This is a genomic window from Spirosoma areae (genome assembly GCF_054781775.1).
This window is the reverse complement of sequence record NZ_BAAGTT010000024.1, coordinates 271,902-283,283: the sequence shown is the minus strand read 5'-3', so window position 1 is coordinate 283,283 and position 11,382 is coordinate 271,902. Positions and strand designations below refer to the sequence as shown.

Sequence of the window (11,382 nt, the reverse complement as noted above, 5' to 3'; positions counted from 1 at the left end):
GTATAGCCTATGTTTCCCAACCCACGCGTAAAACGTTTTTTCTGGTCGGTGCTGGCCACGCTCTCCACGATGCTGGTCATGCTGACGGCCATGCTCCTGTTGCAGGGCTGCATGACCTTTCAGAAAGCCCAGCGCAAGTTTGCCACCAATGTGGCTGATACCACCTTTACTACCATCACGACGGTGGTACCCAAAGATTCAGCCGTTCTGCGGATAGTAACCGATACCACGACGGTCGTGCATGAGATTCGCCAGGGCCGGGCCAAAATTATCTACCAGCGTGACCCGAAGATGACCATTATTAAAGCGGAGTGTGATTCGGTGGTCATCGAGAAGCGGGTGCCGGTTTACGTTACGAAACAGGTCTGGGGGGTCGATCCGGCCTACAAGGATCAGGCTAACACCCGACTGGCCATCATAAAGGTACTGCTCGGTATAATTCTGGCGGGCGTACTGGCTTACCTGTTTGCCCATAGGTTGCTCCTGAGCGTGTCTATATCCAAGCGAGGCAATGGAACTGCGGCTTAGTCGTATCGACCGGGCCGCTACCTATACCGGGGGCATTCTGTCGGTTCAAAAAGCGGGCAAATGGGTGCCACTGTGCTCCACGCTGGAAGATCCTATCCGGGAACTGGGGCCTGCTGGTGAAGGCAAAATAAAGGGCAACACGGCCATTTTAGCGGGGCGTTACCGGGTCAAACTCACCTTTTCGGAGCGGTTTGGCAAAGTGCTTCCTCTGCTGCTGGGTGTGCTGTTTTTCGCCGGTATCCGCATTCACGTGGGCAACTGGACCGCCGACACCGACGGCTGCATTCTGGTTGGTCTGAAGCGGGAAGGCAATACGCTCAAGGGGTCGATAGCGGCCATGAAACTGCTGATGGACGTACTGACGCAGGCCGACAAAGACAATCAGGCTATTTATATCACAATTGTAAACTCGTAAACAAATGGAATTTTCAAACTTATTCATCCGGGTATTGGAACTTTCGCCGTTCGTTGCGGCCCTGTTGTATTTTCTGTTCACGGTCTGGAATTCGATGCAGAAGAAAGACGATGCGCTGACGGCCACCATGAAAGACCACCAGGCACAGCAGCTTCAGATGCAAAAGGAAAGCATTATGGCGCAGAATAATTCGGCGGATGCCAACCGGCAAATTGCCGATGCCAACCGGCAGCTATCGCTCGCCCTGGGCGATTTTAAGGATCATATTTCGGCGAAGCTGGAGGATATCGACGCCCGGTTGCCCAGGAATGGCGCCACCCGTCGTCTGCCCACCGCACCCCACCCCGCACCGGCTGCATAGCATGAACGTCATCGTCATCGGCCTGAAAAAGTTCACCGGCCCAGCCAGTTGGGATGAAATCACCCCGAAGCAGTTTCTTCAGTTCTTAAACTGGCAGATTCGCTTCGGGGGCGATCCATCGGGCCGCTTCGCCCTGCTCCAGCTTTGGTACGGTATCAGGTACACGACATTCCGGCTCCTCGATGACGAACAGCGCCTGGATGTACTGGCCCTGCTGGATTTTCTGGATACCCTGCCGGAACGGTGGCTGTTGCCTTCACTAAAGCTCCGGGCACGTGCCTACATTGGTCCAGGCGACGGGTTGGACTTCCTGACCTTTGGTGAGTTTATGTACGCGCAGGCCGCCCGCGACCGCTACCGGGAAACCGGAACCGCCAACTACTTAGCTGACCTGGCAGCGGCCCTGTATCGCCCGAAGGCCCGGTTCTGGCAAAAATCGGGGGAGGCCCGGCGCAGCCTTTTTGATGCCCGTACCCACGCGGAGCAGGCGAACCGGATGGCGGAACTACCTGCGTCGGTGCAACAGGGCATCCTGCTCAATTTTGAAGGCTGTCTGGCGGAGTTTCCGGCGCAGTTCACGCATCTGTTCACCCGCAATCCGGGCGGCTCTGAGGGCGGTAGCTGGCTCGACGTGGGTCTCAGCTTAGCCCGGCAGACTGGAGCACTGGGGACATTTGCGGATCTGGAGAAAACAGAATTATTTTTAGTGCTGACCACGCTCGACGCTCTCATGAACGAAAACGCCGAGCTAAAAGCCAAACTGGAGAATGGATAACCTGCACGACTTTTACCGAACCTACGGCGAACGGCTGGCCAGCCGACTGCCCGGCATTGCCCACTCGGCTGAGCACCGTGCGTTCGTCTTTGTCGAGGAGATGGACAATCCGAAAGAAGTGCTGGAGTTCACCAGCAATGGCAAGGCACCGGCTGGCCAGCCGATTCTGGTTTGGGATAATTTCGATGAAGACCTCGATACGGGCGGGCGGGATAATTACCATTCTCAGTTGAAATGTTCGTTCTCCGTGCTGCTTAAAGCCCTTGACAATCCGGGCAGGGCGACCGCCTACCGGGTTGGCCGGGCCATTGTGCTCAATGCCCTGGCGATTATGATTCAGGATGCCGAGCAGGGTGCGCTCTATGCGGAGAGCATTCAGATGGAGCTTCGGCAACTGCCACTGGAGAAAGTCGGACCCGTGTCGGCTCAGTGGTACGGCTACGGGGTTCAGTTTAGCTGGATGGTGCCAATTAACCTGACGCTGGGTGAGGCCGACGTGCTGGCGTTGCCCGACTGATTGTTGTCCTGTATTGGGGGGCAAAGCTGGGGCAATTTCGCGGCATGGCCGTCCTTCCTGTTCTGACTCCTGACTTCTATGCGCTGACCAAAGGGGGCCGTATGCTATACCGGTTTTCCGGTTCAGGCCGCTACGAAACGACCGGGGTGAAAGCCATTGTTGGGCTGAATGTTACCGCGCCGGTGCCCGATGGCACCATCCTGCGTTTACGCTGGAATGGGCAGACGCAGGTGCTCACGGCCCGCACCACGCCCCAGCTTCCGACCGAGTTCCCGGCTGGCGATGGCTCACCGGGGTATGCCGATGCACTGGCCGCTTACTTCAGGAGTTATTTTCCGTTCCGGGCTGATTTTGTGGTGTCGCGGGTCAATTTCGGCCAGCTCCCCTTAGTCATTCTAACGGCCCGCAAACCCGGTGCTGCCTATACCCTCTCGGCCATTCTGACGCCGGGCATCGGGGCACTGCCGCCACCCACACCCCCCATCACTCTGGGCGTCGATACGGCCGGAGCCGATGCGCTGCTGCGCGAACGCTACGGGGTTTATCTGGAACTGTATTTACAGAAAGCGGATAGTGACTCCCTAACTGAAGACGACTTTGACCTGGTCGATTCGGCACACGTGGAATGCGATGCGGACGGAGTTGCCGACTACGATGTCGGCGAAGTGCTGCATGGGTATTTATCGGCTGACGTACCTGATTTTACGGCGCAGGGTGGTCAACTCGCTCAGGACTCCCACCGGGCTTATTACGTAGCCTACGGCGAAGCCTGGGGACAACCCCTGCGGCCCGGTACCATCGTGACCGACATCACCCGCCACGCGTACCTGGGCGGAGCCGATTTCCGTCACCGGGCGGAAGCCGGGTTTAATCTGCAAACCTTTTTGCTGGGGGCAACCCCCGCTACCGACCGCGCCCTGCGGTTTGGTTCGTCCGCGCGGGCGGTACGCATCGATGAGCCGCAATTCCTGACGTTTGTCAATTTGCGCGACGATGCCGATTCGGTCTCGCTGGAGGTGATGCTCACCTTCGATGACGAGGCAACGGTGGAGCGGACGGGCATTCAGGCTGTCGTTCCCTTTGCGGTGGGGGCTAAAGTCGGCTTTCCGGTAGGCGTAGCCATTCTGGATTTACTCAGCCAGGTACCCGAAGGCAAGTTTCTCAAAGAATACAGCGTGCAGCTTCGGGGTCAAACTGGCTTACGCAGCCGGGTCTATCGCTTCATTGTCGAGTATGACCTGCCGACCTACCGGCGCTACTTTGTTTATCTCAATTCGCTGGGAGCTTTCAGCAGCCTGATGACCTATGGCAAGGGCAGTGCTGAACTGCAACGCTTCTATGAGCAATCGGAACGGATGCTGCCCAGTGGGTACGAGCCGACAGCCGGGCAATTCCTGGACTACAACATCAGCCTCCAGCAGCAGGTTGAGGTGGCTTCGGGCTGGCAACAGGAAACGGAGCTGGTGCAGTGGAATGACTTCTATTGCTCCCCGCTGCGGCTTCAGGTGGTCGGCCCTAAAATCTACGCTATTGGGCTGACCAGCAAAAGCATCAAGCAGGCCAAAGATGGAGCATCTCAGTTCGCTCATGCCTTCTCGTATGCGTACCTGCACCGGGATGAATTCTACACCGATACCGATACGCCCGACGGTCAGGAAGCCCTGCCCGCTATCGTGGCTCCTGCGGGCACGGTGGTGGTGAGTCCGCTGGTCATTACGCCGGTGTTCGACCCCAGCATTCCTGCCGCTGTGCGCGAACTGACCAACGCCGACATTCAGGGCTTCAAGATGGCCGCTGCCCGGCCTAACCCCGAAACGCTCGGCTTCCTGACCCAGACTTCAGCCAGCAGTCTGTTTCGGCGCAAAGACCAGCCCGTCAATTATAGCGAGATAGCCAACACCCCAACCACGCGCGATGGCGCTGGCCTGCTCGACGTGCCCACGCGCCGGGACCTGTTTTCACTGATCAAAATCAAACCGCACCTCTCCTCCTGGACAGGCACCGACATTCCGGCAGAACCCCTTTAAACTATGGCAGGTATCCGTGTAAATACGCCCAGGGGCGATGGCTGGGAATACAGCTTAAATCAGGTCGACTGGCAGGCCAGCCGGGTCTTTACGACCCAGCCGGGTGGCGCTGCCTTTGTGGTCGATACAGCCTATCTGGTGTACTGCCGCAACATTCCTCAGAATGCGGTGGCGATTTCGACCATCATTTTTGGGGAGTCGACCAATGACGATACGCTGCCCAATCTGACTAAATCGGCAACGCTGGCTGAACGCCGGGCGGCATTCCTGCTCATGCTGCAGGCGGTCGACAGCGACCCGGTATCGAAGGCCATCCTGTGTGCTATTCTTCGTTCCTGCCCGGTTGACCCCGATCCTGACCCGGTTATTCCTGCACCCACCTTCGATATGTTCATTCACTACATCGAAGTGCCTGACGTGGTGGTTGTGGTCGACAGCATTGATGTTGAGGTGGTCGATAGCGAGTGGACACCCGTCGTGGTGGTCGATTCGATTGATGTCGAGGTCGTTGACAGTGAATGGGAGCCGGTTATCGTGGCTGACAGCATCGACGTGGAAGTGGTCGACAGCGAATGGACGCCCATTGCTCCAACCATTACTGATTCCCGGCTTGACGTCACACCATCGCTTACGATTGCCGAAGGCGGAACGGCCCTCGCAAAAGTCATCCAGGAATATTCGGATGGTTCTGAACAGCAGTACACCGGGGGCGGAACGTATGGTTTCCCTATCCCCTTAGCCGGAGTTGGTGTAACCACTGAACCCAATGCCGAAGGCGCGATAACGGTCGGAGACGATGTAGTCAACGCAGACACCGAACTCGTGATTCGCTTCACATTCCCATCCGAGGTGGGCGGGGGTATCATTGGCAACACCTTAATCATTCTGAATGGACCCCCAACCCTGACCGGCTACAGCCTGCCTGACATAGACGTTTCGGAGGGCGATAGCAGCCCCGAAATTCAGGTAACGGCGCATTTCTCGGATGGTTCCTCGACCCAATACACCGGGGCTGGTGATTATTCCCTGACCGCCCCGTACCCCGATGATATGACCCTGACGGCGGGGGCAAATGCCACCGCCGTTGCTCACGTTGCCGAAGACAGCATTACCGCCAACGTCCCCGTAACGTACCGGTTTACCTTCCCCGATAATGAATTTATTGAGGGAATTATTACGGCCGTAAACGTGGCCAGCCCGCCCGCCCTGATTATTGAGAGCATTTTACGGGAAGTACGGAACAGTAACATCATGTTTTACGTCCGCACCTCACCCGAAACGTTCGCAACGGGGAATTTCACCAGCATTTATTACCGAAGCACGATCACCGACGAAGAAGGCACTACCGGCTATAACGCCTGGAGTGAACTCTACACCCTGGGGCCGAATGGGACCGATCCGGACGCATTTATTTTCGATCCTTCTGCCTACGACGACGGCTACCATCATTTGAGTTACGGCCAGTACTACCAGGAAAGCGGAGCTGCCTTCTCCTTCAGCATCGAATTTTCTCTGTCAGTGGATGGCAGTAATGCCATTCACCTCGATTACGAAATGCCTGCAATGGCCAGCAACCCCGTTGATGCTGGCACGATTGTCTACACCGCCCCAACCCCCTAACCGACATGGCCTACTTACGCACACGATTCAGGACGTATAAATTAGTGAGCGGCCTCATCGCGGTTGACATCAGCGAGACGGTCTATCTGGTCTATAACGAAAACACGTACACCTGCGCCCAGGCGGAGGCTCTGTTTGCGAACCTGACCACTGAGGCTGCACTGGTCCTCCGGGCGCAGTGTATCACCGCAGCCCCCAATGCCGCTGCCGGCAAGCACTGGGTTGTCCGTATCTGTGATGACGGTGATATTATCGTCATCGCGGATAATTCAGGTTATCCTGGGGATGGTGATATTCTGGTTATTGGGGATAATACGGACTATCCGGGGGAGGAGGTTATCACGGGCGATGGCTTCGATACCTCCTACGCCTTCGCCCGAGTCGGTGCCGACTTTGCGGGCAATGCCTTTGTGAGTACTCCGGCTCCCCGATTGACCGCCGTCAGCCAGGCCAAACCCCGGCTGCTGGGTAACAACTTTGCGTTTACAGCGCAACCCGCCCTCAATACGGCCCTGTTCAAGCGCATCCCCACGTTTACGATTCATCCCTCAAAAATCCTGATTTATCCCGGTGGCTTGTACACCGACGAGCAGGATGACGATCTGATGGGGCGGGGCTGGACACACACCTCTGAATCGGCCAAATGGACACCAGGCGAGCCGTATCCCACTACCCTCAAACGTGCCCTCGAACTGGCTAATTACGCGGCTGCCAAACAAGCGGCTGATGAGCCAGACTGCCCGGCAAACCTGCGGCAGGAATTACTGGAGTGGTCCACAACGAACCCCGCCTTCGAGGGTACCCATATTTTCCTTCAGACCGAAGCAGCCGCCATTTTATATGCCAAAAAATGGTATCAGCTTTTCAAACAGAGTGACTGGAAAGGCGGTGGGGTGGAATACTTCAGTGTTAACCACGAAGTCTGGCAGGCGCGTGCGGGTTCCGATCCCTACATGCAGTGGTACCGGCACGTGGGCTGGATTACCAAGCACATCATCGCCGAAAGTGAGGCTGACCCGGATGGGCCTGACCTGAAGTCGGGTATGACCGACTGGGGCAACCTCTCGTTCGTGGCTCCCCATTTCCGGGATGATACGGACGGGGATACCGGCTATCCCCGCTACATGAGTTTTGGCCAGGTGATGGAACCCTACCGGGGCACCAGCCAGAGCAATCCCCTGGGCGCACCGTCGGATTTGGGCGCACTGGTGCTGGCAGGCAAAGCCTTCGTGGGCGTGGGTCGCTACATGCAGCACACCCACGACGGGCAGAGCATGTTCGAGAAAAACCCGGATGGGTCGATGAAGGTCGTCTCCGGAAATCCCGTGTGGCGTACCGACAAACGGGCCGCGACGATTTGCGGCCAGGCCAGCGTGGTCTACAAAGACGACAATTTCATGGCCATGATTAAACGCTATGGTTACGAAGCCAGTGACTACGCCAACTATTTCCTGCGGGCGGGCAGCGTCCACCTGGCCGCGTCGAATGTGCGGGGGGCTGGCTATGAAAACATTCAGTTTTCGGCGCAATTCCGGCTCGATACCGAATCCGACACCGGTAATACGGAATTGGCACCGGGCTATAACGGTCTCAGCCAGGCTGAATTTAATATGCTCAATGAGCGGCCCCTTTACCCCAACTGGGTGGAAGGCAATGCCATTCGGATGTACCTCAATTCAAGCTACGTGCGGGGCTGGATGGAAACCCAGAACCGCACGGACCTGGGTGCCAATAACAACAAAGGGTCCAAAGCCCGCGCCAGTGTCGAGCTGTATCAGAAGGGCTTTCAGCGGGCGGCTAACCTCAACTGGCTATTCGATACGGTCTACAAACCGATTGAATTCAAGCTGTGGCTGAAGAATCAGGGCATTGTCTCCAACGCCGAACCGGATGAACATTTTGGGCGTAAACCGATCCTGCGCGGAGGCATTGCCACCCATCAGGGCAAACGAACCATCTGGCTGCGGGGAGAATGGCCCTGTCAGGATGAAGACCGCAACACCGATGTCATCCTGTGGGTCGATAAAGCGGGTACGCGCTCACCAGGCTACAAAATCCGCTTAGCCGGTCGGCGGACCTACCTCGATTATTTCCATCTGCCTGACGACTTCCCCGACTTCGACGGCAAAGACGTGTATGCCCAATTTCCCAGTCTGCTCGATGAGACCATTACGTGGCGGGGCGACTACCGTGAAGCAAAAATTACCAATCACCCAACACCCCCCGAATTAGCCTAATGAAGAAGTTCCTCAGTCTCCTCTTATCAGTCTGGGCACTGGCCAGCTTTACCGCGCAGGCCCAGACGACAACCAGCATCACCTCCAAAACGGCGACCATCGCCCCGAAGCCAGGCAAAACGGGTACCAGCTACACCGTTTGGTCAATTCGCAACTGGAACACCTACCCGCCCACCACGTCGGGGCTGAACTCCTGGACAGCCGCCATCGCATCGGGTGCCTTCAACCTGACGGTGGTCAATTCGGGCTGCGTCATTGCCGCCGGAACGATACCACCCTTAGTGGCTCCGACGTGCAGCCAGACGGTGGCCGCTCCCTCGTGGGTCGGCGGGTTTCGGTATTCCTACGCGTCTCCGCTCTTAACGTTTGAAGGGGCTGGCGGAATTGGTAAACTCAAATTCGAGCGCATCGATGGGCAGTCGTTCACCACCAACAATCCGGGGGGTGTCACCATCACTTCCGGCAACTACTACAATCCCGGAACGCTCAGCGGCCAGGGAGTCTATGACAAGGAATGGACGCTGAATTATACCGGCCCCGCGCTCAGAATAACCGCGCAGCAGGCCAGTGCGACGGCCACCTACAGTTATACCCTGACGCCCACTACGGCTGCCAATCGGATAGTGCTGACGGGCAGCAATACCTCCCCGCCCAGTTCAACAACCACCACGCCACCCAGTTCAACGACAACCAGCGGGGGCGGTGGTATTCCGGCCACGACCGCTTATTTCGCGGATGGCTTCGGCGAGGGTACTTACGCGCAACTCGTCAACTCGGCTCCGTTTGTGCCCCAGACAAACCAGCTTAGTTCGTGGAATTCCAGTAATGGCAGTGGAGGCATCTCAAGTCAGTACCTTGACAATGGCACCGTAAAGATTGGCTTTCTCAAAGCGTTGGGCGGGGCCATTACCCACTTATCACTGAATGGCGGGAAAAACTGGGTAAACACCAACGCGGACGGCTATCAGGGCAACTATGACGGTATTGCTGCTCCCGACCCCGGTCGGTCGGGTGGCCCCTCCATGTACGGCACACCGGGCCACGATTATCAGGAGGCTGGCCAGAGCACGAGCGTCTATTACGATACAGGCTATAACCCGGTTGTCGGCGGGTCAGCTTATCGAAACTACAGCCCGCTTCAGTGGTACGAACGTCGGACGGTACCCGGATTCGGCGAGGTAGTCTACTTTGAGTCAAAACCCTATATGTGGGCGTTGAACGGCGTATTGTCGAAAACGATCCATCACATGTGGTATTGGTTCGACAGTCAGAACGCCATTCGCTATTTCTACATCGTTGAAAATGGGCGCGACGATAACCAGCGCATTTATGAAGGCCGGGAGAATGAGTTCCCCTTCATCTTCACCACCGCCGACCTGTGGCACCACCACATTTACGATGGCAATTCGCCCGGTACCAATGGCTCAATAACCGACATCGGCCCCGATGAGCCGCAGGAGTGTGGATGTCCTGAAAATGATAAAGTCACGGACGCACTCATTGCTACGGAAGGCTGGATTTCTTCAACCAACGATGCGGGCAATGGGGTGATTCTGGTACCGCAGCATAACACCCGCGTCGTGGCCCGTCAGGTGCTTTCGCGCTCTGGCGATGAGTTCAGCAACGCCACCAGTTACATCAACAGTGCGGTGATGATGAACTACGATGTCAACGTGGCAACGGCGGTTTCCGGCTATATCTACGTGGGCAATCTGCTGTCGAGCTTTCGCCCCTGGTATAATGCCAAGAACATCACGCACGTTGGTTTCGACTGGACCTTTAGAACCGGCACGACGGGCGGCTGGTGGTCAGGCAATCAACCGGCAAAATTCAACTCGGATAATAAATACGAGTTCTCGATAGGCGGAAAGAGTTCGGGCGGTGATCCCAATGGGGCGTTCAATTCGCCACATGGTCGCTGGAAGGCCAGTGAGATTCCGGTCACTTACGTCAAGGGAAGATGGATCGGAAACGGCCAGACGCGCACGCTCAACCTGCAATGGAAAAAGCCGGGGGATACCGAGTCATCGGCGGCTCAGAATAACAACACCACCTTTCAGGCCACCTTCGACGGCGTTGAGCGCACCATTCAAATACCGATGTCGGGTGTAGCAAACTGGAATGGCATGATTGGCACGATTCGCATTCAGAACGTCTATCCATTCCCAACGAACTATTCTGGTACCGAAAAATTCATTCCGACCTACATCGGGTCGACAAATCCTGATTAACCATGGCAATCGAAACCAAACACGCTAACATCCGAAGGAATTCGGACAATGTACTGCTCTACGGAGTGACCGCTGAGGTCAATACGGCTACCTACCCGCTCACGACGACGGGGAAGAATGCCTTTAAAAATGCGGTCAAGGGCGGCACCTACGCTGGTCCGCTGACGGTCGATAATGGGGCCATCATTCCGGCCAATACCGTGCCCCCTCTGGTGAAGCCAGCCGCGCCGGGCGGGGGTAGCTCAATTCCGGCCCTGAACCTGCACCTCGAAGCGGAGAACGCGACTGGCAGCATTCCGTTGGATGGAACCCAAAGAGGGCCAATCGGTCAGGGCGGTTCGTTGACTGCACTGGCATATACGGCGACCAATCCCAACGGGGTGACCATTTCAGGAGTAAGCCTGAAGCATAAGTACCAGACCAACACGGCTCAGACGGGTACAGGTCAGTATCGTGTCAATTCGGGTGGATGGGTTGACTTCAACCTCGAAGGAGCCGATGGGGGGGTACGTACCACCACGCTCTCGACCACGATTCAATTGGTAGCTGGAGCCAACACCATCGAGTTCCGCTGGAAAGATGGCACCGTCTACATGCACGACTGGATTGAGCTGACCCGCCCGGCATCGTAGTCCATTTCTTAATCACGTATTCACCGTAATCCAATAATT

General features: G+C 56.7%; 10 protein-coding genes. All 10 read left to right on the top strand.

The genetic code is table 11. From position 1 onward, the window contains the following. Positions 1-9 precede the first annotated feature (9 nt). The 10 genes from ACYVI1_RS11410 to ACYVI1_RS11365 are packed head-to-tail and all read left to right on the top strand — an operon-like array spanning position 10 to position 11,343. The gene (locus ACYVI1_RS11410; RefSeq protein WP_460910064.1) at positions 10-528 is read left to right on the top strand and encodes a hypothetical protein; all 519 of its coding nucleotides are present in this window, start codon (positions 10-12) and stop codon (positions 526-528) included. After that, on the top strand, positions 512-943 hold the full coding sequence (locus ACYVI1_RS11405) for a DUF5675 family protein (protein ID WP_460910063.1): 432 nt from the start codon (positions 512-514) through the stop codon (positions 941-943). Before ACYVI1_RS11410 ends, ACYVI1_RS11405 begins: the two co-directional genes overlap by 17 nt. A 4-nt stretch (positions 944-947) precedes the next feature. Next, on the top strand, positions 948-1,304 hold the full coding sequence (locus tag ACYVI1_RS11400; protein WP_460910061.1) for a hypothetical protein: 357 nt from the start codon (positions 948-950) through the stop codon (positions 1,302-1,304). Between the two features lies 1 nt (position 1,305). Next, entirely contained in the window at positions 1,306-2,079 is a 774-nt protein-coding gene (locus tag ACYVI1_RS11395) for a hypothetical protein (RefSeq protein ID WP_460910059.1), read from the top strand. Further along, positions 2,072-2,596, top strand: coding sequence for a hypothetical protein (locus tag ACYVI1_RS11390; protein ID WP_460910057.1), 525 nt, complete (start codon positions 2,072-2,074; stop codon positions 2,594-2,596). Before ACYVI1_RS11395 ends, ACYVI1_RS11390 begins: the two co-directional genes overlap by 8 nt. A gap of 44 nt (positions 2,597-2,640) precedes the next feature. Further along, positions 2,641-4,623 (top strand): hypothetical protein, encoded by a 1,983-nt coding sequence (locus tag ACYVI1_RS11385; protein ID WP_460910055.1) that lies wholly within the window; start codon positions 2,641-2,643, stop codon positions 4,621-4,623. A gap of 3 nt (positions 4,624-4,626) precedes the next feature. Next, positions 4,627-6,243: a hypothetical protein gene (locus tag ACYVI1_RS11380; protein WP_460910053.1), complete on the top strand. Its 1,617-nt coding sequence runs from the start codon at positions 4,627-4,629 to the stop codon at positions 6,241-6,243. A gap of 5 nt (positions 6,244-6,248) precedes the next feature. Then, positions 6,249-8,480 carry a hypothetical protein gene (locus ACYVI1_RS11375; RefSeq protein ID WP_460910051.1) on the top strand — a complete coding sequence of 744 codons (2,232 nt, stop codon included), beginning with the start codon at positions 6,249-6,251 and terminating at the stop codon, positions 8,478-8,480. Continuing rightward, positions 8,480-10,711 (top strand): hypothetical protein, encoded by a 2,232-nt coding sequence (locus ACYVI1_RS11370; RefSeq protein WP_460910049.1) that lies wholly within the window; start codon positions 8,480-8,482, stop codon positions 10,709-10,711. The genes ACYVI1_RS11375 and ACYVI1_RS11370 overlap by 1 nt, the downstream gene beginning before the upstream one ends. Before the next feature lie 2 nt (positions 10,712-10,713). Beyond that, positions 10,714-11,343: a hypothetical protein gene (locus ACYVI1_RS11365; protein WP_460910047.1), complete on the top strand. Its 630-nt coding sequence runs from the start codon at positions 10,714-10,716 to the stop codon at positions 11,341-11,343. Positions 11,344-11,382: the final 39 nt, after the last annotated feature.

Bases quoted from the DNA above. Each gene is read 5' to 3' on its own strand.
- ACYVI1_RS11410 (WP_460910064.1), top strand. From the start codon at position 10: ATGTTTCCCAACCCACGCGTAAAACGTTTTTTCTGGTCGGTGCTGGCC.
- ACYVI1_RS11405 (WP_460910063.1), top strand. From the start codon at position 512: ATGGAACTGCGGCTTAGTCGTATCGACCGGGCCGCTACCTATACCGGG.
- ACYVI1_RS11400 (WP_460910061.1), top strand. From the start codon at position 948: ATGGAATTTTCAAACTTATTCATCCGGGTATTGGAACTTTCGCCGTTC.
- ACYVI1_RS11395 (WP_460910059.1), top strand. From the start codon at position 1,306: ATGAACGTCATCGTCATCGGCCTGAAAAAGTTCACCGGCCCAGCCAGT.
- ACYVI1_RS11390 (WP_460910057.1), top strand. From the start codon at position 2,072: ATGGATAACCTGCACGACTTTTACCGAACCTACGGCGAACGGCTGGCC.
- ACYVI1_RS11385 (WP_460910055.1), top strand. From the start codon at position 2,641: ATGGCCGTCCTTCCTGTTCTGACTCCTGACTTCTATGCGCTGACCAAA.
- ACYVI1_RS11380 (WP_460910053.1), top strand. From the start codon at position 4,627: ATGGCAGGTATCCGTGTAAATACGCCCAGGGGCGATGGCTGGGAATAC.
- ACYVI1_RS11375 (WP_460910051.1), top strand. From the start codon at position 6,249: ATGGCCTACTTACGCACACGATTCAGGACGTATAAATTAGTGAGCGGC.
- ACYVI1_RS11370 (WP_460910049.1), top strand. From the start codon at position 8,480: ATGAAGAAGTTCCTCAGTCTCCTCTTATCAGTCTGGGCACTGGCCAGC.
- ACYVI1_RS11365 (WP_460910047.1), top strand. From the start codon at position 10,714: ATGGCAATCGAAACCAAACACGCTAACATCCGAAGGAATTCGGACAAT.